This is a genomic window from Pantoea sp. PNA 03-3, assembly GCF_003201175.1.
GTDB lineage: Bacteria > Pseudomonadota > Gammaproteobacteria > Enterobacterales > Enterobacteriaceae > Pantoea > Pantoea stewartii.
Genome location: NZ_QICO01000004.1, coordinates 258,599 through 279,144, shown reverse-complemented (window position 1 = coordinate 279,144; position 20,546 = coordinate 258,599). Strand labels below are relative to the sequence as shown.

The following is a 20,546-nucleotide window of genomic DNA, read 5'->3' as shown; positions in this document are numbered from 1 at the left end:
AGGCCGTGGCGAAATATCAGCGATTAATGGATGACATTCAGCAGCAAATAGAAGCCGGTATCTGGCCGCCGGGTACCCGGCTCCCGTCGCTGCGCCAGCAGGTCGCGCGTCAGGGGCTGAGCCTGATGACGGTGCTGCACGCCTACGAACTGCTGGAAAGTCAGGGCTGGATCGTTTCGCGTCCGCAGTCAGGCTATTACGTCGCGCCCCGTGCCCTTGCCGCCGCGCCGCTCAGCGTTGCCATCAGCGAACGGGTCGATATTAATGACTTCGTGTTCGATGTGTTACAGGCCTCGCGCGATCCCGCCATTGTGCCGTTTGGCTCAGCTTTTCCCGATCCGGCGCTGTTCCCGCAACGTCCGCTGATGCGTTCGCTGGCAAATGTCTCGCATCAGCTCACGCCCACGGATGCGCTGCATAACCTGCCGCCGGGCAACGCGACATTGCGCCAGCTCCTGGCTCAGCGCTATGCCCGCCAGGGCATCACCTTGTCGCCCGACGAAATCGTGATAACCAGCGGCGCACTGGAAGCCCTGAACCTCAGCCTGCAATCGCTCACCGAACCGGGTGACTATGTGGTGATCGAACAGCCCAGTTTTTATGGTGCCCTGCAGGCCATTGAGCGCCTTAAGCTCAAGGCGCTGGCGATCCCGAGCGATACCCAGCACGGCATCGACCTGCAACAGCTTGAAGACGCGCTTCAGCGCTGGCCGGTTAAAGCCTGTTGGTTAATGACCACGCTGCAAAATCCCCTCGGCGTGACCTTAACGCCGGCGCGTAAAGCGCAACTGGTTGCCCTGCTGGAACGCTATCAGGTGCCATTGATTGAAGATGATGTCTACGCAGAGCTATGGGACGACAACAGCACATCGCCGTTGCCCGCTAAAGCCTGGGACAGCCAGGGGAATGTGCTGCACTGCGGTTCCTTTTCGAAATCGCTGGTGGCGGGGTTCCGTGTCGGTTGGGTCGCGGCCGGGCGGCATGCGCAGCGAATTCAGCGCCTGCAACTGATGAGCACACTCTCGACCAGCGCGCCGATGCAGTTAGCGTTAGCCGATTTCCTGGCGACCCGACGTTACGATAATCACCTGAAACGGCTGCGGCAAAGTCTGGCTAAGCGTCAGCAACTGGCGCGCCAGGCCCTGATAAAGGTGCTGCCTGCGCAGTCAACGGTCAGTGACGCGGCGGGGGGCTATTTTTTATGGGTGACGTTGCCAGACAGTATTAATACCACACAGCTGTATCAGCGTGCGCTGGCAGAAGGGATCAGTATTGCACCGGGACAGATGTTTGCCGCAGGCGAACAGTTCAGTCACTGTTTTCGGCTTAACACCGCCTGGCCGTGGGATACGCGGGCCGAGGCGGCGGTGGTCACGCTGGGCAGGTTAATGGCAGAGATGGCGCAGGATTAAACCTGAGCGGCCTGACGATGTCCCCAGGTCAGGTAATACACATCGTAAAAGTCCACTTCACCTTTCTGCTTCAGCAAACGGGTAATGCCGCTTTTTACACGCTCTGGCGCATCCGGCAGTGACAGAATGCGGGAGACCGCCTGTTCAGGGACGGGCTCCACGTAATACCATTCGCCGTTGTAGCAAACCCGCAGATCCAGAGCATCAATATCCTCAAAACGGTATTTAGGATTGATGTCCAGCAACATCAGAAAGCTCATCACCAGCACAAATGCTGTTGCAAACCAGAACGCGGGCCAGCCCAGCATATCCGTGGAAAAAATCAGCGCGACGCACAGGCCATAGCACAGGTACATCACTGCCCACAGTCCGGGATGGGTTTTTAAAAACGAGAAGCTGAAACGCGGCAAATTATCGCGGCGTCCTTCACGGTTTAGCGTATTAATTTCGTCGATTAAGATCTGTTTAATGGCGTCCATCGTTCCCCTCACTTTCAACTGATAGCGATTAGAACAGATAACAGTCAACTTGTTCAGACACAGATTACGCCCGTTTTTCTATAACAGTTGCGCCAATGCCTCCTTGCGCGCCGCAATCCGGCGTAGGGCGTGCGGAGCCAACTGACTAAAATAGTCGACAGCCGGTCCCATCAGCGCTTCGTCAGGATTAAAGGCCGGATGATGAAGCCCCGATTCACTGGCACTGCCAATGCTGACAAATGCCCCCGGCACCTGCTGCAGGTAAAAGGCAAAATCCTCACCTCCCATCAGCGGTATTTCAGCCCATTCGGCGCGATAACCGCTCTGGGCAGCCTGTTGCAGGGCAAAGTCGGCCCATTCCGGGGTATTCAGCAGCGCAGGCGGTCCCGTTATCCACGCCAGTTCAGCGCGCGCGCCAAAGCCCGACGCGATGCCCTGAATCAGCGCGGTCATGCGTTCAGGCATGTGCTCACGTATGGTCGCATTGTGCGTACGTACCGTACCTTCCAGTTCCACCTGCTCTGGCAGCACATTCCAGGTATTGCCGGCGGTAAAGCGGGTGACGCTTAATACCACCGTGTCCAGCGCGCTAAAGACGCGAGCCGGTAGCGTTTGCAGTGCCGAAACGATATGACTGGCGATCACGATGGCATCAATGCCTTCCTGCGGTCGGGCGGCATGCGCACCTTTACCCAGCACCCGAATGGTGAAGCGGTCAACATTGGCGTAAAACGCGCCGGGGCGGGTGCGCAGCGTACCCAGCGGCAAATCCGGCGCGTTATGCAGACCAAAAATAGCCTGTACGCCCGTCAGTGCACCGGCATCAATCAGCTGTCTGGCGCCGTCGAACGTTTCTTCTGCGGGTTGAAAAAGAATGCGTACCCGGCCAGGCAGGGCGGCTTCCTGCTGTTTCAGCTGATGCGCAACGCCAAGCATGACTGACGTATGAATATCATGTCCGCAGGCGTGCATGACGCCAGGCCGCTGAGATTTCCAGGGCACGTTCACCGCCTCGTCAATGGGAAGGGCGTCAATGTCGGCGCGAAAAGCAATCAGCGGCTCGCCCTGACCAATCTCCACCACCACACCTGTCGTTAACGGCAGGGGCAACAGACGAATATCCGCCTGCTGTAACCAACGGGTAAGACGTTCCGTGGTCGCAAACTCCTGATGAGAGAGCTCGGGATGCTGATGCAGTTCACGCCGCCACTGCACCAGTTTTTCCGTTAAAGAAGTCATGATTCTCCTGATAACACAGACTGAGACCCGGTCAGCAAAAGGGGCCGCGTTGTCTTTAAATGTGATTGGGCTGCCAGCGATAATCCGGTAATACCGTAAGGGCACTGTCGTTCCGCGATAATGGCGTTTGGATAAAGGCTTGCTGCGCGTTGTTCTTTTCACTCGCCTCAGGGGCAGGAATATTATTCAGGCATGAACCGCTGTCAGAATACGTCTGATTAGATGTGTGGTCTGGCGGGACAGGCGGGATAGCCGACAGTCTTTTTTTTGAAAACCTACCCGATTTCAGAACGTTTTCCCGTATCAGGCCAATGATGTTGTTCATCCTTCTTTTCCTCTTGAAACGCGGTATTTTTACAATGGTTTCATCATTAAACGTTCTGTCTGTCAGATAAAATAAGGAATAGCGCAAAGCTTAGTGAAAATACGCAAATGCCTGAGATATGTTGCCGGGTTTATTTCCACAGGTCGTCTAAACAGGGAGTCGGAAATAACGTTATTCTCTGCCTTGTTTTTATTCTTTTAAATTCTATTGCTGTTTTTTAACTTCATATTCTCATAATTGTTGTTTTACGAAATATAACGTTCTCGCCACACTAGCTTTCATAGGAAATAAGCGAGGGCAGGTGAATGGCATATCAGTTAAGTCTGTTAGATAAAGCGCCCGTGGCGGAAGGGGAATCGCCCGCCGCGGCCCTGCAACGTACGCTGCGGCTGGCGCAACAGGCCGAGAAATGGGGCTATCACCGCTTCTGGCTGGCTGAGCATCACAACATTGAACAGCTGGCGAGTCCGTCGCCCGAAGTGTTAATCGCCTGGATTGCGGCACAAACGACGCGCATCCGGCTGGGATCGGGTGGCGTGATGCTGCAGCACTACAGCCCTTACAAAGTGGCAGAAAATTTCAATCTACTGGCCTCGCTGGCCCCCGGACGTGTCGATCTGGGTATTGGCAAAGCACCGGGCGGCCTGCCGCTTTCCACCCGGGCGCTGCAGCGCGGTGTGCATCAGGATGAAAAAGGCAGCTTTGCGGAACAACTGCGCCAGTTAGCACACTGGCTGGCACCCGGCGCGGCGCAAGAGAATAAGGACGAAACGTTACGCGCCACGCCGATACCGGCGCGCCCGGCGCAGCGTTTTTTGTTGGGTGGCAGTGAACAGAGCGCACAGCTGGCGGCAGAGCTGGGCTGGCAGTTTGTCTTTGCCGCTCATATCAATGGCGATCGCCCGTTACTTGAGCGTGCACTGAAGACCTATTCACATCTGACCCGCGGCAAACGGGCACTGGTGGCGGTCCAGGTTGTGGTGGCGGATTCTCCCGCCCAGGCCGATCTGCTGGTCGCGGGGCTCAAACAGTTCCATGTCCAGGTTAAAGACGGGCCGGGCGTCAATGTTGCCAGTCTGGAACAGGCCGAACGTTATGTCCGTCAGGGTGGATTCACGGACTACCTGATTGAGCCGCGCACGCCCTCGCTGCTGAAAGGCACGGCCTCACAGGTTCACGCGCAGCTTGACGCGCTGCATCAGAACTTCAGCATTGATGAATTCGTTATCGACACGCCGGTTGCCGATACGCGCGCCCGATACCGGTCTCTGGAATTACTGGCAACCCATCAATGGGTCGCTGCCTGAATCGCCGAGGTCATGATGAGTCTGAACGAAGCACAGCTAATTGAATGGCGACGTGAACTGCATACCTGGCCCGAACTTTCCGGTCAGGAATTTGCCACCACCGCGCGCCTTCGCCAGTGGCTCCAGGCCGCCGGGGTTCGCTTACTGGATTACCCACTGGCAACCGGCGTGGTGGCGGAAATCGGCCAGGGTGAAAATCTGATCGCACTGCGTGCCGATATTGACGCGTTGCCAATCCATGAAGCCAGCGGCGTCAGTTTTCATTCCCGTCAGCCCGGCGTCATGCATGCCTGCGGTCACGATCTCCATACTGCCGTCATGCTGGGCGCTGCACTTGAGCTGCAGACAAGGGCGCATCAACTACCAGGACGGGTACGTATTTTATTTCAGCCCGCCGAAGAGATCGCACGCGGTGCCAGACAGTTTATTGAGGCCGGCGTGCTGGAGGGCGTTCAGGCAATTTTTGGCATGCATAACGAGCCGGGCCTGCCGAGCGGCACCTTTGCCACGCGCAGCGGTGCGTTTTATGCCAATGCAGACAAGTTCGTCATTCAGGTTACCGGCAAAGGCGCGCACGCGGCGCATCCTGAGCAGGGCGTGGATGCCATTGTGGTGGCCAGCCAGATTATTCAGTCTCTTCAGACGCTGACCAGTCGCAGCTTCAATACGCTCGACAGCCTGGTGCTCAGCGTGACCCGCATTGATGGCGGCAAAACCTGGAATGTATTGCCGGGTTCTGTGGAATTTGGCGGCACTGCCCGCACCCACGACCTGCAACGCCGTGCCGAACTGGAAGACCGTGTGCGCACGCTGGTGGAGCACATCGCCCGGGCCAGCGGCGCGCAGGCCAGTCTGAGCTGGCACGCCGGACCGCCCGTGCTGATCAATGATGCGCAGTGGGCGCAGTTTACCAGCGAAGTAGCGCACGATGTCGGCTATCGGGTACAGACGGCTGACCTGCATCTGGGGGGAGAAGACTTTGCCTTCTACCTGCAGCAGGTGCCCGGTGCCTTCGTCAGCATTGGCAGCGGCAGCGACTTTGGTCTGCACCATGCCGGTTTTACACCCGATGAAGCGTCGATCGCGCCCGCTGCCCACTACTTTGCTCAACTCGCGCAGCAGGCCCTGCGCCATCTTCATGACCGATGTCGTGAACCCGCCCTGAATTAAGTTCCACTTCCTGACGACCTGTGCGGCTTGTCGCGGACAACCGCCTGGCATTGTGACGCAGAAAAAAGAGAGTAATCATGACCACAAGACAGCTTAGACTGGGTACCCTGTTGCACGGTGCCTCGGGTAACATGTCCGCCTGGCGCCACCCGGCCGCTCAGGCGGATGCCAGCATCAGCTTCGACTATGCCAAAAAAATCGCGCGTAAAGCCGAGCAGGGCAAACTGGACTTTCTGTTTGTCGCCGATGGTCTGTTTATCAATGAAAAATCGATTCCTCACTTCCTGAACCGTTTTGAACCTTTAACGCTGCTCTCGGCGCTGGCCGGCGTTACGGAACATTTAGGACTGGTGGGCACGGTCTCCACTTCCTATAGCGAACCTTTTACCGTGGCGCGCCAGTTCGCCAGCCTGGATCATCTGAGCGGTGGCCGCGCGGGCTGGAACGTCGTCACCTCGCCACTCGAAGGGTCGGCAAAAAACTTTTCCCGCCAGCAGCACCCGGAACACGCTTTGCGTTACCGCATTGCCGACGAATACCTTCAGGTAGTGAAAGGGCTGTGGGATTCATGGGAAGAGGATGCCTTCGTTCGCAACAAAGAGAGTGGCCAGTTCTTCGATCCCGCCAAACTACACACACTGCATCATCACGGCGATTTCTTTCAGGTACAGGGGCCGCTCAATATTTCACGCACGCCGCAGGGACGGCCTGTCATTTTCCAGGCCGGCGCGTCTGACGACGGTAAAAAGCTGGCGGCGCGACATGCCGATGCCATCTTTACGCACCAGCCGACGCGGGAAGAAGCCCAGGCCTTTTACCGGGATGTGAAGCAGCAACTGGTGAAAAACGGACGGCAACCGGACGATTTGCATATCTTTCAGGGCGTCAGCGTCATTGTGGGTCGCGATGCAGAGGATGTGGAGCAGCAGTATCAAACTACCGCTGCGCTGGTCTCGATTGATGATGCGCTGAATTATCTCGGCCGCTTCTTCGATCATCATGACTTCTCCCAGTATCCACTCGATGCGCCGTTCCCCGACGTTGGCGACATTGGCCAAAACAGTTTCCGCAGCACCACCGACGAAATTAAACGCAAAGCCCGTGAACAGGGACATTCACTGCGCCAGGCGGCACTGGAAGCCGCCACGCCACGGCCGCTGTTTCATGGCACGCCAGCGCAGGTTGCCGACGGCCTGCAGGCATGGTTTGAGAGCGAGGCTGCAGACGGTTTCATCATCAATGGCGGTACGCCGGATACGTTTGAGCGCTTTGTTGATGAAGTGGTGCCTGTTTTGCAGGCGCGTGGCCTGACAAGACGTGAGTATCCGGGGCGCACACTGCGTGACAGCTTCGCCTTGCCCAAGCCGGTCAATCAGTTCACTTTGCAATAAGGACCTTTGCTATGCAGAAAAAAATGCTGATGGCGCTGATGCTGCTGACGGCCAGCGCTACCAGCCATGCCGAAAGCACCAGCGTCGCGGTAAATGGGCAGCGCGACAGTCTTGAAGCCAATAAAACGCCTGTCCATACCGTAAAGAATGCGCAGGCCATCGCACAGTTGCCCGCCGGTTATCACTTTGCTGTGCCGGGTTCGTTCACGGTGGCGGTGGCGGCCCTGAACTCGCCGCCGCTCACCGTTTTCTCGGACGACAATACCACGCTGTTGGGGAGCGAAGTCGATATCGCGCGACTGGTCGCAGACAGCTTGGGGTTAAAGCTCAACGTGGTGCCCACCTCGTGGGAGGACTGGCCGCTGGGCGTGGCGTCCGGAAAATATGATGCCGCCATTACCAACATCACCGTGACGAAGGCGCGCAAAGCGAAATTCGATTTTGCTACCTACCGCAAAGATTCGCTGGGGTTCTACGTAAAAACCAGCAGCCCGATTAAATCACTCACTCAAGCCGACGATATCGCCGGGCTGCGCATCATTGTCGGTTCCGGGACCAATCAGGAGGCCATTTTACTGGCCTGGGACAAACAAAATCAGGCCAAAGGGCTTAAACCGTTTATACCCATTTATACCAAAGACGATGCGGCACAGACGCTGGCGCTGCAGGCCGGACGTGCAGATGCCTATTTTGGCCCTAACGTGATTGGCGCCTGGAAAGCCGCGCTCAACGGTAAGACTCGTCTGGTCGGCAGTGTGGATGGCGGCTGGCCCAAGGCGGCGCATATCGCCGTGACGGTGAAGAAAGGCAGCGGCTTAGCGCAACCTGTCAGTACGGCGCTGAACGGCGTCATTCAAAATGGCGCTTACCAGAAGGTACTGGATCGCTGGGGCGAAGGCGTTGAACGCATCGACCATTCCGAAATTAATCCACCCGGTCTGGGTGACTGAGGAGCACACGATGAGTCAACAGCAATTCCGTGAACTGTCACCTGATGCACCAGAGTTAGAGCCCATTCTCACCGGCTTATTTGGTGAATATGCGGCCCGCTATGGCGATTACTTCAGCCGCCACAAGGAGCAGGAAAAAACCGAATGGTATCTGCCGCCGCACGGCTTATTCATCGTGCTGGAGCGCGACAAGGAGATTATCGCGATGGGGGCGTACAAACCTTACGACGCGCAGACGGCAGAGCTGAAGCGAATCTGGACGCGTGGCGATCTCCGGCGACAGGGGTTAGCCCTGGTGGTGCTGAAAGAACTGGAGCGACGGGCCCGGCGCGCCGGTTATCAGCGGCTGTTTCTGACTACCGGTTTCCGGCAGCCCGAGGCCGTTCGCTTATATACCGGCCACGGCTATGAGCCGCAGTTCGATCTGAGTGGCGATCTGGAGCGTTACGGGCAGCCACCGCACGATGGCCGCTTACGGTTTATCAAAGTGATCGGCGTGCACAGCGTTGTGCAGGCAAGTTAAGGAGTCAGTATGAACCCTCATCAACATTTACATGTCGTGCCTGCCCGTTATCCTGCCCGCACGCTGGGCGCGGTGGTCGCGCTGTTTATCCTGGCAGGCGTGGTGCAGTCGGTCGCGTTTAATCCACGCTGGGAATGGGGCGTGTTTGCCCGCTGGTTCTTTGATCCCGTCATTCTGCATGGTCTGGGGCAAACGCTGCTGCTAACGCTGTTGGGCACGGTATTCAGCCTGCTTTTAGGCGGGTTACTGGCGCTGGCGCGGCTGTCGTCGTCCTGGCTGTTAAGCAGCCTGGCGTGGGGATACATCTGGCTGTTTCGATCGCTGCCGCTTATCGTGGTGCTGATCATTCTCTATAACTTCTCTTATCTCTACGACACGCTGTCCATTGGCGTGCCTTTTACCACGCTGTCCTGGGGCCATTTTCAGACGATTAACGTGCTGGGGCAGTTTCCGGCGGCCGTCATTGGCCTGACCCTGGTCCAGGCGGCCTACAGTGCAGAGATCATCCGGGGTGGTTTTCTGGGCGTTGATCACGGTCAGGTGGAAGCGGCTTCCGCACTCGGGCTGTCTGCCACGCGGCGCACCTTCCGCATTATTCTGCCCCAGGCCCTACGCGCCATTATTCCCACGGCCTTTAACGAAATTATCAGCCTCGCGAAGGGCACGGCAATGGTCTATGTGCTGGCGATGCCGGAACTGTTTTACACAATTCAGATGATCTACAACCGCAACCAGGAGGTGATCCCCTTACTCATGGTCGGTGCGGCCTGGTATCTGATTATCACCACCGTTCTGTCACTGATTCAGCACAGCGTCGAACGCTGGCTGGCGCGTAGCGTCAGCCGTGAACCCCAACCGTCGCGCTGGCGACAATGGCGCAGCCGCGTCACACCGCTCAATCCTGTTGAGGAGATCAGCCATGTCCGAAGCCATTGATTACCGCGTAGCGCATCGTACCGGGGCCATCAGCATTACCGGGGTCAGCAAACGTTTCGGCAAGCTCAAGGCGCTGGACGACGTCTCGCTGGAACTTGAACCCGGTTCTGTGACGGTGATTCTGGGGCCATCCGGTTCAGGAAAGTCGACCCTGCTGCGCACCATCAACCATCTGGAACGCGTGGACGAAGGCTTTATTCAGATCGACGGTGAGTACATCGGTTATCAGCGTCGGGGAAATACACTCTATGAACTGAAGGCGCGAGCGATACTGCGCCAGCGCGTCAACGTTGGCTATGTTTTTCAGAACTTCAATTTGTTTCCTCATCTCACGGTGCTGGAAAATTTAATCGAAGCGCCGATAGCGCACCGGCAGCTCTCAAAACGTGAGGCGATCATCCGGGCTGGCGAGCTACTGGAGACGGTCGGCCTGCGCCATAAAGCGGATGCCTGGCCGCGTCATCTGTCGGGCGGTCAGCAACAACGCATTGCAATTGCCCGGGCCCTGATGCTGCAACCCCGTGTCATGTTGTTTGATGAGCCGACTTCCGCGCTGGATCCTGAACTGGTAGGCGAGGTGCTGGATGTGATTAAAAAACTGGCCCGCTCCGGCACCACCCTGGTTATCGTGACGCACGAGGTTGGCTTTGCCCGTGAAGTTGCCGACAACGTGGTGTTTATGGTGGACGGAAAAATTGTTGAGCAGGGCAGCAGTGCCCAGGTGCTAAACCATCCACGTCATGAACGCACCCGCCGCTTTCTGGCACGCGTATTATAAGGAGCCGATATGAAATACGCGTCTCTGACGCTGTTAGCGGTGTTGGTGAGCGGTACGGTATGCGCCGAAGAAAGACGGGATGCCGCCCAGAATGAACAGCCCATTCATGCGCCCGTGAACCCGGAAGCGGTGAGAAAAATCCCGGCGAATTTTCCGTTTGTGGAGCCGGGCACCTTGACCGTCGCCACCTCGGCTATCCACTCACCGCCGCTGGCGCTGCTGGCGTCGGATAACGTGACGCGCATTGGCAGCGATCCGGACATTGCCCGCCTGCTGGCAGACAGCCTGGGACTCAAACTGAAACTGGTGCCGGCCTCCTGGGAGGACTGGCCCCTGGGCATTCGCGCAGGCCGCTATGACGTAGCCATGTTTAACATCGCAGTAACCGAAGAGCGAAAGCAGAAATTTGATTTCGCGACCTATCGTGCCGATAACCATGCCTTTTCGGTCAAAGCTGACAGTCCCCTCCGCGCGATCACCTCACCGGCGGACGTGGCAGGGAAACGTATCATCGTGGCCTCGGGGACCAATCAGGAACGCATTCTGCTGAACTGGGACGCACAGAATCGGGCGAAGGGCTTGCCGCCGGTTACGCCGATCTATCTGACCGATGATGCTTCAGCCACGCTGTATCTGCTATCTGGGCGGGCCGATGTGATGTTTGGTCCACATTCTGTGGCGGCCTGGAAAGTCGCCTCACGGGGCCAGACGAAACTGGTGGGCCAGGGGCCGTTTCGCGCCTGGGTTGCCGTCACCACGAAAAAGGGCAATGGCCTGGCGGCGGCGCTGCAAACTGCACTCGATGGCACGATTGCAGGCGGACAATATCAGCAGGTTTTGCAACGCTGGGGTGAGCAGGATGAGGCGATCACCCATTCCACGATTAACCCACCCGGTATTGTGTACTGATTCAGGGCCTGCAGGCGGATTTTCCCCCACAGGCCCTGACAGTCCAGCGCCAGCACGGGCGAATAATCCCGTCTCATCTGACAGAAGAAGGCTGCGCGGTCAGCCTGTTTTCGCTCATCCCTTCCTGATATAAACAGGCTGCATGGCCGGTTGCCCTTGCAGGTTTTCCCGGCCTGCTCAGCGACGGGCGCATTGTGTTGCGCGTTTTACAGATTAATCCTACCACGATACAAAGCCTTACCGACTTAAGGTGGAATTGTTAACAATTAATTTGGCTTTGGTTAGCGAGTTTGGATGATTGTGTAAATTGTGATGCATGGCGCACATTACATCACCTGCGACCTTTGTCACACTATAGAAAAAAGGAGACATTGTATGACTGCCCAAACTTCCAGTCTGATGTTGCTGATGTCTTTCGCCGCAGGGACATTTTCAGCCGGTGCATCGAATAACCCGCAACATTTGATGTTCGCCAGCCCGTCTGCTGGCGTGCCCAATAATCCGTTGCCGCTCATCATCTGGCCGCGCGTTGTGCCTGAAGAGGAAGAGGACATCGCGCGCTGGTTTGAGACGACGTTTGAAAAAAATGGCTGGCCTTCGGACTGGCGCGATCAGATCTTCCCCTACATGCACTATCATCCCAACACGCATGAGCTGCTGGGTGTGGCGGAAGGCTGGGCTGAAGTGCTGTTTGGTGGGGACAGCGGCCGTATGATTACCCTGCGGGCGGGCGATGCCGTCCTGATTCCTGCGGGCGTTGGGCACCGTCAGGTGTCGGCCAGCGAAGACTTCATGGCCGTGGGCGCGTATCCCGAGGGCCTGAAGCCCGAGATTCTGCGCGACGAAATCGGTCTGCTCAAACTGTCGCAGGAAAAAGTGAAAAAAGTGCCCCTGCCAACACGCGATCCCTTCACAGGCAAAGCCGGGGCGATGACGGAGATCTGGAATCCCGTTGCCACCATCATGCACCAGCAGTAAGGCAGGGACCCGTTGCACGGTTGCGCTGCCGTTTTTTACGCCGCGCAACCGCCCCTTGTTTCTCCCGGCAAGGGCAAGTGACTGCCACGTCATAGCCGACTTTTCCCCCTTTACGCCGCGTTTCGCTCTGGCGAAATTGTCTTTATTAACCTGCTGTTTTTAGTAAATAAAATCCGTATTTCCATGCGTTCTCAGCAGACTGTGCTGACAATTTTGCCCTTCGATTTGTCCCGATTCATAAAAGTGCAAACATCGCGACTTACTTTCGCTGTATCTCTGGGACAGGCACGAAAGGTTAACTATGTTTTCAGTCGATCAGGTTATTGAGAGTTTCTGGCCTAACCAGCGTCCTGCCAACTGGCAGAAACGGATGCTGAAGTGGGTGTTGCGTGAAGATGAATTCCAGCGCTTTGCCGCGCGCTATCCCCACCTGAAAGGGCTGGATATGGTGGAGCAGGTACTGGAACACCTTGATGTACGCTGCGAACTCAGCGAGCGCGATCTGGAACAAATTCCGCCGCGCGGCCCGGTCGTGGTGGTGGCGAACCATCCGCTGGGCACGATTGATGGCATGGCACTCCTGCATGCGATCTCCCAGGTGCGCCGTGATGTCAAAATCGTGGCAAACCGGTTGATTATGTTACTGGAGCCGCTCAACAGTCTGATGTTGCCTGTCGACAACATCGGTAACCGTACCAGCCGCCAGCAGCTGCAACACATGCAGCAGCACCTCAATAATCAGGGCGTACTGATTATTTTCCCTGCCGGGGAAGTTTCCCGTCTCACCAGCGCGGGCGTTCGCGACCGTGAATGGCATCACAGCTTCCTGCGCCTTGCCGCGAAAGCCCGCGCACCGCTGGTACCGGTGCACGTTGAAGGGCGTAACAGCTCCCTGTTTTACACCACCGCCAAAGTCGCCCCACCGGTGGCGATGCTGATGCTGGTGCGTGAAATGTTTAAGCAGCGCGGCATGCGCATCAAACTGCGCATTGGAGCACAGATTCCGTTCGCGCACTGGCACGATGGTCACACGCCAGGCAAAGAGCTGGCAAAACGTGTGCGTAAACATGTCTATCGCCTGGGGCAGGGGAAAAAGGGGCTGTTCCAGACCGAATCCGCTATCGCCCTGGCGGAAGACCGCGCTGAACTGAAGAAAGCGCTACTGCAAAGCGAGCTGCTGGGAACGACCACCGACGGTAAGCAGATCTATCTGTGGCGACGCAACGGCGCAACCTGGGTGCCAATCCTGCGCGAGCTGGGCCGGTTGCGTGAAATTGCGTTTCGCGCCGTGGGCGAGGGCAGCGGACGTCGTCGTGACCTGGACAGCTACGATGATGACTATTATCACCTGATTCTGTGGGATGACGCCGAACTGGAAATCGTCGGTGCCTACCGGTTTATTCCGGGTGGCGAACAGCTGGAACGGCGCGGAATGGAAGGTCTCTACAGCCACAGCCTGTTCCATTACGATGAACGGATGATCCCAATCCTGCGCCAGGGCATCGAGCTGGGCCGTAGCTTTATTCAGCCAGCCTATTGGGGCAAACGTGGACTGGATTACCTCTGGCTCGGCATTGGTGCCTATGTCGCCAAATATCCCGAAGTACGCTATCTGTTCGGGCCGGTCTCGATTTCAGGCACCATGCCGCTGGCGGCGCGTGATTTGCTGGTGGCGTTCTACCGCATCTACTTCCCGACAGATTTTCCGCTGGCTACCTCACGCTGCCCGTATCCGGCCTCGCTGCCTGACGTGCTGGCACAGTTCAGCGGTAATGATTACAAAGAGGATCTGCAGCGGCTGAAACAACTGCTCAGTAACCTTGGCGCTGCGATTCCGACCCTGTACAAACAGTACTGCGAAGTGTACGAGCCGGGCGGCGTGCAGTTTATTGATTTCGGAAGCGATCCCGATTTTAACAACTGTATTGATGGGCTGGTGCTGGCGGATCTCACCAAAATCAAGCCGTCGCGCTATGAACGTTACGTGGCGGTGCATCTGCCGAAGTAGCGGGATGTCACGGTGCTGTCATCAACGTGTCGTAACGTTTAACGCAGGACGTTTATGGCAAAGGCACAGTAGATATGGCCGCACTCTCTCTCACCGGGCTGCATAAGGCCTTCGCGGCGCAGCCGGTTATCCATGACGTAACGCTGAAGATCCAGCAGGGCGAATTTGTCGCCGTGCTGGGTCCGTCCGGCTGCGGCAAGACAACCTTGCTACGCCTGATCGCCGGATTCGAAACGCTGGATCGCGGCGAGATTCGGGTGGACGACACCGTGTTTGCTGCTTCGGATTTTCACCTGCCTCCGGAACGTCGCGATCTTGGCGTGGTGTTTCAAAACTACGCGCTGTGGCCGCACATGACGGTGGCCGAAAACGTGGGCTACAGCCTGAAAGTCACCGGCGTAAACCGAACTGAACGGGCGGATCGCATCCGGCAGGCCTTGACGCTGGTCGATCTGCTGGCGTTTGCCGATCGGCACCCGGCCGATCTCTCCGGGGGCCAGCGTCAGCGCGTGGCGCTGGCGCGTTGTCTGGTGGCCAGGCCACGGCTGGTGCTGCTTGATGAACCCCTGGCTAACCTTGACGTACATCTGCGTGCGGCGATGGAAGACGAATTTCGCCGTTTTCATCGTCACAGCGGCGCGACGCTGATTTACATCACCCACGATCAGCGTGAGGCCATGGCACTGGCCGATCGTATTGTGGTGATGGAGGGGGGGCAGGTGATGCAGTTTGCCTCGCCACAAACCTTGTGGCGCGAACCGGCCAACGAGATGGTTGCTACCTTTATCGATGAAGGACGTGTGCTACCGATACAGGATATTGAACCCCTGGGACAGGGCGTGGCATCGGTCATGCTCTGCGGTACGCGACTACGGCTGCGTTGTGCCGCGCAGCAGACAGCCTTACCTTATGGCAAAGCCAGTTTCCATCGCGCCAGTTTCCGCCTGGCCCAGGGCGAAACCGGGCATTTTGCCGCGCAGATCACACGTCTGGTCTACCGTGGCGGTCATTACGACGTCCATCTGTCTCCCTCGGCAGCGCCTGATGTGTCTTTTACCCTGGCCCTCGACGACGTTTCTGCGCTTACGGTTGACGATACCGTCGGCATTATCGTGACTGACGGCTGGATTCTCCCCGCATAAAGGACTTCAGACAGTATGAAAAAGGCTATTTTCACTTCGGTGACCTCGCTGCTGTTTACCGTATTGCTGGCAGGCTCAGCGCTGGCGCAGGCGGCAGACCAGCCCACCGGTAAACTGGTGGTGTACACCTCGCAGGCACCGGAAATTGCACAGCAAACGATGGATGCGTTCAAAGCGGCCTATCCCGATATTCAGGTGGAGTGGACGCGCAACGGCACCACGCAGTTAATGAACGTGCTGCATACGGAAATGATGAGCGGCAGAGTCAAGCCTGATGTGCTGCTGGTCGCGGATGCCATTAATCTCGGCGCGCTGAAGAAAGAGCAGCAGCTCTATGCCTATCAGGACGCCCCCGTTGCACACCTGAAGCCGTCCTTCTACGATCGTGACAAGACCTTTTTTGGCACCAAGATCATTGCCACGGTCATTGCCTACAACACGCAACGGGCCAAACCGGTCAACAGCTGGAACGCATTGCTCAACGCCGATAACAAAGGCCAAATCGCGATGCCGAGTCCGCTCTATTCCGGGGCGGCCTTGTACAAACTCCATACCGACATCGCCACGCCTGACATCGGCTGGAACTTCTATAAACAGCTGGCGGCGCTGGGCATCGCGCCGCAGGGAGGCAACGGGCCAGCACTGAAAGCCGTGGCGAGCGGGATGGATAAATATGGCGTGATCACCGATGCCGATATTATCCGGGCGAAAAAGCAAGGATCGCCGATCGATCTGGTGTATCCCAAAGAGGGCGTGTCTTACGTCACCGAACCGGTTGCCATTATGAAATCCGTCCACAACCTGCCCGCTGCGAAAGCCTTTGTGAATTTTTTACTGTCAGAGCAGGGCCAGAAACTGGTGGCCGATCAGGGCAACCGGCCGGTTGACGATCGCGTAGCCGCGCCGGAAGGCTTTGCTCCGGTTGCGCAGATCAAACTGCTGACGCCGGACGTGGAAAAGGCGGTTGCGGATGATGCGCAGGTGCGGGCGCAGTTTACCGCACTGTTCGGAGGCTGAGCATGAGCGTGCTGAGTCACGACAGTCAGCCTCGCTGCTGGCATCTTACACGCGGGCGTTTTCGCGCCGAGCCGTGGGTGCTGGGCGTGCTGGTGTTGATGATTGGGCTGCTGTCGGTGGCGCCTTTTGCCCGGCTTATCTGGACGGCGGTAGCGCCGCAGGGCGTCCCCGATCTGACGCGGCTGGCGCAGTTGCTGGTCAGTCGGCGGGTCCTCAGTGCAACGCTCAATACCTTGAGTATCGGGCTTTGTGCCACACTGTTGTCGCTGCTGCTGGGCACGCTCGCTGCCTGGCTGGTCGCGCTCAGCGATATGCGCGCCAAAGCAGCCTGGGTTTTTGCGTTTATTCTGCCCTTGATGATTCCGCCCCAGGTGACCGCGCTGGCCTGGCTGCAGGCGCTGGCACCGGGTAGCCTGCTGGCCTCACTGTTTCAGTTACTGGGTTTACCCTGGTTCGCGCCAGGCGATCAGCCGCTCTTTTCATGGGGCGGCATCGTACTGCTGCTGGGCCTGCACAGCGCGCCGCTGGTGTTTCTGACGGTACGGGCCGGTCTGCGGCGTTTACCCGCCGAACTGGTGGAAGCGGCGCGTATCAGTGGCGCGTCACATGGGCAGATTCTTCGCACCATCATTTTGCCGCTGGCGCGTCCGGCCCTGTTTGCCGGCGCCGCGCTGGCCTTTGTCGCGGCCGTCGGCAATTTTGGTATTCAGGCCATGCTGGGCATTCCGGCGCGCCTGCCGACGCTTATCACCCTGGTCTATCAACAGCTTAACGCGACAGGTCCGGGTGCGTTGCCGGACACGGCTGTCTATTCGTTGCTGATGGCGCTGATTAGCCTGTCGGGCATGTTGCTGAGCGGCTGGCTGGGCGGACGGCGCGATGTCCGCGTCAGTGGATCCCCGCAGGCGTGGCGACAACCGCTACAGGGCGCACGTTTGCCGACAGAAATTCTGGCCTGGCTGTGGATGGTCGCAACGCTTATCCTGCCCGTCAGTGCGTTGCTGACCAGCGCGTTGACGCGGGGTTTTGGACAGGCTCTGACGTGGCAAACCCTGACGCTGGAAAACTTTTTTCAGGCGCTGTGGGGCTATCCCGCCATCCGCCATGCTTTTGCAACCAGCCTGTGGCTGACCGGGCTGGCGACGCTGATCCTGACCGCCATGGCGCTGTTTCTGGCTTTTTTTCTGAGCTGGCAGCGTACCCGACTGGTTCGCGGCCTGTGGTTCGCCAGCGAGCTGACCTATGCGCTGCCCGGTATTGTCACTGGCGTGGCGGCAATCCTGTTTTTTCTGCCGCCGCTTCCGCTGCTGGACGTGTCGATTTATGGCACGGTCTGGATCATTCTGGCCGCCTATCTGTCCAACTTTCTGGCGCTGGTGTTGCGGCCTGTGCTGGCTGGCTTCGCGCAAATCGAACCTGCGCTTGATGAAGCCGCCCGTCTGTGTGGCGCAGGACTGATGCGCCGTATGCGCGATATCTTACTGCCGCTGGCCGCACCCTCCGCACTGGCAGGCGGTCTGTTGGTGTTTCTTACCGCGTTAAACGAAATTCAGGTATCGGTTCTGCTGGTGACATCGGAAACGCAAACCCTCGGTCCCACGATTATCTTTCTTGATGAAGGCGGATCTGCGCCGCTGGCGGCGGCGGTGGGTTGCCTGATGATACTGGTGGTTCTGACGTTAATGCTGCTGGCGACGCGTTTAACGCGTCGTCTGCCACAGGGTACATTGCCATGGCAAGCCTGACCGTTGTGAGCGGGGTGGGCGGCAAATTGCCCGCGGCGTTCCTGCTGGAGATTCAGGGCTATCGTCTGCTGTGGGACCTGGGTGCCGGGCCGGAGCCGGGCGTCAGACCCGATCTGGCCGCCATCGGTCAGGTTGATGCGATCTGCCTGACCCATTCTCATCGCGATCATACCGGGGCGCTGGACAGCTGGCAGCAACTGGGCTCGCCACCGGTTTACGCGACGGACATCACCTGGCAGCAGTTGGGCGACGGTCCGGTGCCTGCGCGCTGCCGACATGCGCTGCCTTTACAGGGCCAGTGCGCCGTAGGGCCACTGAATCTGTTTACCGGCCGGAGCGGACATTCACCAGGATCCGTGTGGCTTCATCTGCCTGTCGCTGGCGGCATCACCTATATGGGTGACTGGAGCCGCGAGTCATTATTGTTACCGTTTGACCGCCCACCACGGGCGCGCTGGCTGATTACCGATGCGTCCTACGGCGACCGTCATCAGCGTCTGCATCAACAGGTCGACGCGCTGGTGCAGGCGGCCCGACACGGGGCGGTGGTCACGGCACCGTTACATGGCAGAGGGCCAGAGATGGCCCTGCGACTGCGCAGCCAGGGATTACCGGTCAGGCTGTGTCCGCAGGTGCGCGAGGAAGTCTCCCAGTTGCTGGCGCAAAAAACGTTACCGGCCGCCACGGCGCTGGCGTTACTGCCGCTGCTGCGCGAGCCGACACCGGCACGCTGGCAACCTGACAGCGTAATCGTGGCTGCCGATGCGGTCGCCGACAGCGGTCTGGCGGCCACGCTGAGCCACTGCCCTGAGTTTACCCTGATTTTTAGTAGCCACGTCGCCCGCGGGACACGAGCCTTTGAGATGCTGCAAAACGGGCTGGCGCAGTGGCTGCCCTGGAACGTTCATCCGCCGCTGGACGATCAACTGGCCCTGATAAAACACTGCGGAGCCGAGCAGGTGATCCCCGCCTTTGTCGCACCCGAACAGTGTCAGCAGTTGATGGCCCGTGCGGGTAGCACGCTGTGCTGGCAGCGTCACTTCACGCTGTCATCCCGCTGGGAGAGTTTTGTCTGACGCTTTAGCAAACGGCTTCAACTGTAAAGCCCGTACTGCTGTACCGGCGCATGGCCCGGATTATCCCGGATGCGGCGTACCGAATCGCGCACCACCAGTTTGCCGTTCAGCAGCAGGTTACCCGGAGGAAGATCCGGATCTAACCGGAGCGACTGAAGAATTCTCACCGCGGCTTCGCCCAGCTCATCGCGTGGCACCTGTACCGAGGTTAAGGGGATCTCCTGAACGGTCGCCAGGTTAAAACCATCCATGCTCATCACCGACACATCCTCCGGCACCCGCAGGCCCGCCTGCTGTAACGCCTGAACCGCCCCGGCGGCAATATAATCGCCGCTGGCCAGAATGGCCGTGGGCCGCTGCGCCTGAGGGCAATGGCGCAGGTAGTCGCTCAGCCGGTCGCGGGCGTCATTGCTGCTAAAGCTGTTCAGCGTTAACAGATGCTGACGGCTGTCGAAGCGCAGATTCATGGCATGCCAGGCATCACGGACGCCCTGTAGCCGCTGCTCCATCGTGTAGCGCCGCAGGCAGTGCAGCGACAGGATTTGCCGGTGGCCTTGTTCAAACAGATAGCGTGCTGAGAACTCGCCAATCAGATGATGATCGGGGGAGACCGACGGCAGGCGCATCCGGCGGTCGCGGGCATTAATCAGCACGCAGGGCTTGTGCATTTCAGCGGCCAGCTGATGGATATGTTCATCATCAATACCAATCACCAGCGCAGCTTCGGTCTGCTGCATCTTATCGATAAACAGTGCCGCATCGCTGTCGACTTCTTCCAGCGGGCAGTAGCGCACCCGGACATCGTGCGGTTTCACGGCTTCGCTGATCCCCTGGATCACCTTGTAATAGAAAATATCCGTACGAATATCGAAGGCACGCGGCGGCGCAAACACGATCAGGTCATTAAGCAGCAGCCGGCCATGGTGCAGGTTGTCCAGCACACCTTGCTGTTGGGCAATACGCAGTACCTTGTCGCGCGTGGCAGGGCGAATGTTGGCTTTGCCGGCCAGAACGCGTGAAACCGTGCTCACCGACACACCGCTCAGGGCGGCAATTTCGCTCACTTTTAAGCTTTGTTTCATTCTGTGATCGCCCTCAAGTCTGCAAATGAAAAATTTTTCATAAAGTGCTGAATCGTGTCCTTTCTGGTGTGAACGGACA

General features: G+C 58.1%; 18 protein-coding genes. 15 read left to right on the top strand and 3 right to left on the bottom strand.

Annotated features, from left to right (window positions below):
* Positions 1 to 5 precede the first annotated feature (5 nt).
* Positions 6 to 1,412: a PLP-dependent aminotransferase family protein gene (locus C7433_RS14335; RefSeq protein ID WP_110268435.1), complete on the top strand. Its 1,407-nt coding sequence runs from the start codon at positions 6 to 8 to the stop codon at positions 1,410 to 1,412.
* Here the strand turns inward: C7433_RS14335 and C7433_RS14330 are convergent.
* On the bottom strand, positions 1,409 to 1,891 hold the full coding sequence (locus C7433_RS14330) for a YlaC family protein (RefSeq protein WP_006118156.1): 483 nt from the start codon (positions 1,889 to 1,891) through the stop codon (positions 1,409 to 1,411). The genes C7433_RS14335 and C7433_RS14330 overlap by 4 nt on opposite strands.
* Positions 1,892 to 1,969: 78 nt before the next feature.
* On the bottom strand, positions 1,970 to 3,130 hold the full coding sequence (locus C7433_RS14325; RefSeq protein ID WP_110268399.1) for an amidohydrolase: 1,161 nt from the start codon (positions 3,128 to 3,130) through the stop codon (positions 1,970 to 1,972).
* 630 nt (positions 3,131 to 3,760) lie between these two features.
* On the opposite strand from C7433_RS14325, the gene C7433_RS14315 reads away from it, so the two are divergent.
* The 14 genes from C7433_RS14315 to C7433_RS14250 all read left to right on the top strand — a co-directional run bounded on the left by C7433_RS14315 (position 3,761) and on the right by C7433_RS14250 (position 19,385).
* Positions 3,761 to 4,762 carry an LLM class flavin-dependent oxidoreductase gene (locus C7433_RS14315; RefSeq protein ID WP_110268397.1) on the top strand — a complete coding sequence of 334 codons (1,002 nt, stop codon included), beginning with the start codon at positions 3,761 to 3,763 and terminating at the stop codon, positions 4,760 to 4,762.
* A gap of 15 nt (positions 4,763 to 4,777) precedes the next feature.
* The gene (locus C7433_RS14310; RefSeq protein WP_110268396.1) at positions 4,778 to 5,932 is read left to right on the top strand and encodes an amidohydrolase; all 1,155 of its coding nucleotides are present in this window, start codon (positions 4,778 to 4,780) and stop codon (positions 5,930 to 5,932) included.
* A gap of 77 nt (positions 5,933 to 6,009) precedes the next feature.
* The gene (locus C7433_RS14305) at positions 6,010 to 7,323 is read left to right on the top strand and encodes an LLM class flavin-dependent oxidoreductase (protein ID WP_039342208.1); all 1,314 of its coding nucleotides are present in this window, start codon (positions 6,010 to 6,012) and stop codon (positions 7,321 to 7,323) included.
* A gap of 11 nt (positions 7,324 to 7,334) precedes the next feature.
* Positions 7,335 to 8,273 carry an ABC transporter substrate-binding protein gene (locus tag C7433_RS14300; protein WP_110268395.1) on the top strand — a complete coding sequence of 313 codons (939 nt, stop codon included), beginning with the start codon at positions 7,335 to 7,337 and terminating at the stop codon, positions 8,271 to 8,273.
* A gap of 10 nt (positions 8,274 to 8,283) precedes the next feature.
* Entirely contained in the window at positions 8,284 to 8,796 is a 513-nt protein-coding gene (locus C7433_RS14295) for a GNAT family N-acetyltransferase (RefSeq protein WP_110268394.1), read from the top strand.
* 9 nt (positions 8,797 to 8,805) lie between these two features.
* Positions 8,806 to 9,732 (top strand): amino acid ABC transporter permease, encoded by a 927-nt coding sequence (locus C7433_RS14290; RefSeq protein ID WP_033739759.1) that lies wholly within the window; start codon positions 8,806 to 8,808, stop codon positions 9,730 to 9,732.
* On the top strand, positions 9,716 to 10,510 hold the full coding sequence (locus C7433_RS14285) for an amino acid ABC transporter ATP-binding protein (protein ID WP_033739758.1): 795 nt from the start codon (positions 9,716 to 9,718) through the stop codon (positions 10,508 to 10,510). Before C7433_RS14290 ends, C7433_RS14285 begins: the two co-directional genes overlap by 17 nt.
* A gap of 9 nt (positions 10,511 to 10,519) precedes the next feature.
* A complete protein-coding gene (locus C7433_RS14280; RefSeq protein ID WP_039342220.1) occupies positions 10,520 to 11,419 on the top strand; it encodes an ABC transporter substrate-binding protein in 900 nt (299 codons plus the stop codon).
* A gap of 375 nt (positions 11,420 to 11,794) precedes the next feature.
* Positions 11,795 to 12,397, top strand: a complete 603-nt coding sequence (locus tag C7433_RS14275) for a cupin domain-containing protein (protein ID WP_110268393.1) — start codon at positions 11,795 to 11,797, stop codon at positions 12,395 to 12,397.
* Between the two features lie 301 nt (positions 12,398 to 12,698).
* Positions 12,699 to 14,405 carry a lysophospholipid acyltransferase family protein gene (locus tag C7433_RS14270; RefSeq protein WP_033739756.1) on the top strand — a complete coding sequence of 569 codons (1,707 nt, stop codon included), beginning with the start codon at positions 12,699 to 12,701 and terminating at the stop codon, positions 14,403 to 14,405.
* Positions 14,406 to 14,479: 74 nt separating this feature from the next.
* On the top strand, positions 14,480 to 15,547 hold the full coding sequence (locus tag C7433_RS14265) for an ABC transporter ATP-binding protein (RefSeq protein ID WP_110268392.1): 1,068 nt from the start codon (positions 14,480 to 14,482) through the stop codon (positions 15,545 to 15,547).
* Between the two features lie 15 nt (positions 15,548 to 15,562).
* Positions 15,563 to 16,564 carry an ABC transporter substrate-binding protein gene (locus C7433_RS14260; protein WP_039342226.1) on the top strand — a complete coding sequence of 334 codons (1,002 nt, stop codon included), beginning with the start codon at positions 15,563 to 15,565 and terminating at the stop codon, positions 16,562 to 16,564.
* Between the two features lie 2 nt (positions 16,565 to 16,566).
* Positions 16,567 to 18,309, top strand: coding sequence for an iron ABC transporter permease (locus C7433_RS14255; RefSeq protein WP_033739752.1), 1,743 nt, complete (start codon positions 16,567 to 16,569; stop codon positions 18,307 to 18,309).
* Entirely contained in the window at positions 18,297 to 19,385 is a 1,089-nt protein-coding gene (locus tag C7433_RS14250; RefSeq protein ID WP_033739751.1) for an MBL fold metallo-hydrolase, read from the top strand. Before C7433_RS14255 ends, C7433_RS14250 begins: the two co-directional genes overlap by 13 nt.
* A gap of 17 nt (positions 19,386 to 19,402) precedes the next feature.
* Here the strand turns inward: C7433_RS14250 and C7433_RS14245 are convergent, their stop codons facing one another.
* Positions 19,403 to 20,467 (bottom strand): LacI family DNA-binding transcriptional regulator, encoded by a 1,065-nt coding sequence (locus tag C7433_RS14245; RefSeq protein ID WP_039342364.1) that lies wholly within the window; start codon positions 20,465 to 20,467, stop codon positions 19,403 to 19,405.
* Between the last annotated feature and the right edge of the window lie 79 nt (positions 20,468 to 20,546).

What these genes read in the sequence shown, in the direction of transcription:
- C7433_RS14260 (WP_039342226.1), top strand. Translation starts at nt 15,563, where the DNA reads ATGAAAAAGGCTATTTTCACTTCGGTGACCTCGCTGCTGTTTACCGTA.
- C7433_RS14300 (WP_110268395.1), top strand. Translation starts at nt 7,335, where the DNA reads ATGCAGAAAAAAATGCTGATGGCGCTGATGCTGCTGACGGCCAGCGCT.
- C7433_RS14315 (WP_110268397.1), top strand. Translation starts at nt 3,761, where the DNA reads ATGGCATATCAGTTAAGTCTGTTAGATAAAGCGCCCGTGGCGGAAGGG.
- C7433_RS14265 (WP_110268392.1), top strand. Translation starts at nt 14,480, where the DNA reads ATGGCCGCACTCTCTCTCACCGGGCTGCATAAGGCCTTCGCGGCGCAG.
- C7433_RS14295 (WP_110268394.1), top strand. Translation starts at nt 8,284, where the DNA reads ATGAGTCAACAGCAATTCCGTGAACTGTCACCTGATGCACCAGAGTTA.
- C7433_RS14270 (WP_033739756.1), top strand. Translation starts at nt 12,699, where the DNA reads ATGTTTTCAGTCGATCAGGTTATTGAGAGTTTCTGGCCTAACCAGCGT.
- C7433_RS14325 (WP_110268399.1), bottom strand. Translation starts at nt 3,130, where the DNA reads ATGACTTCTTTAACGGAAAAACTGGTGCAGTGGCGGCGTGAACTGCAT.
- C7433_RS14275 (WP_110268393.1), top strand. Translation starts at nt 11,795, where the DNA reads ATGACTGCCCAAACTTCCAGTCTGATGTTGCTGATGTCTTTCGCCGCA.
- C7433_RS14285 (WP_033739758.1), top strand. Translation starts at nt 9,716, where the DNA reads ATGTCCGAAGCCATTGATTACCGCGTAGCGCATCGTACCGGGGCCATC.
- C7433_RS14290 (WP_033739759.1), top strand. Translation starts at nt 8,806, where the DNA reads ATGAACCCTCATCAACATTTACATGTCGTGCCTGCCCGTTATCCTGCC.
- C7433_RS14310 (WP_110268396.1), top strand. Translation starts at nt 4,778, where the DNA reads ATGAGTCTGAACGAAGCACAGCTAATTGAATGGCGACGTGAACTGCAT.
- C7433_RS14250 (WP_033739751.1), top strand. Translation starts at nt 18,297, where the DNA reads ATGGCAAGCCTGACCGTTGTGAGCGGGGTGGGCGGCAAATTGCCCGCG.
- C7433_RS14280 (WP_039342220.1), top strand. Translation starts at nt 10,520, where the DNA reads ATGAAATACGCGTCTCTGACGCTGTTAGCGGTGTTGGTGAGCGGTACG.
- C7433_RS14330 (WP_006118156.1), bottom strand. Translation starts at nt 1,891, where the DNA reads ATGGACGCCATTAAACAGATCTTAATCGACGAAATTAATACGCTAAAC.
- C7433_RS14245 (WP_039342364.1), bottom strand. Translation starts at nt 20,467, where the DNA reads ATGAAACAAAGCTTAAAAGTGAGCGAAATTGCCGCCCTGAGCGGTGTG.
- C7433_RS14305 (WP_039342208.1), top strand. Translation starts at nt 6,010, where the DNA reads ATGACCACAAGACAGCTTAGACTGGGTACCCTGTTGCACGGTGCCTCG.
- C7433_RS14255 (WP_033739752.1), top strand. Translation starts at nt 16,567, where the DNA reads ATGAGCGTGCTGAGTCACGACAGTCAGCCTCGCTGCTGGCATCTTACA.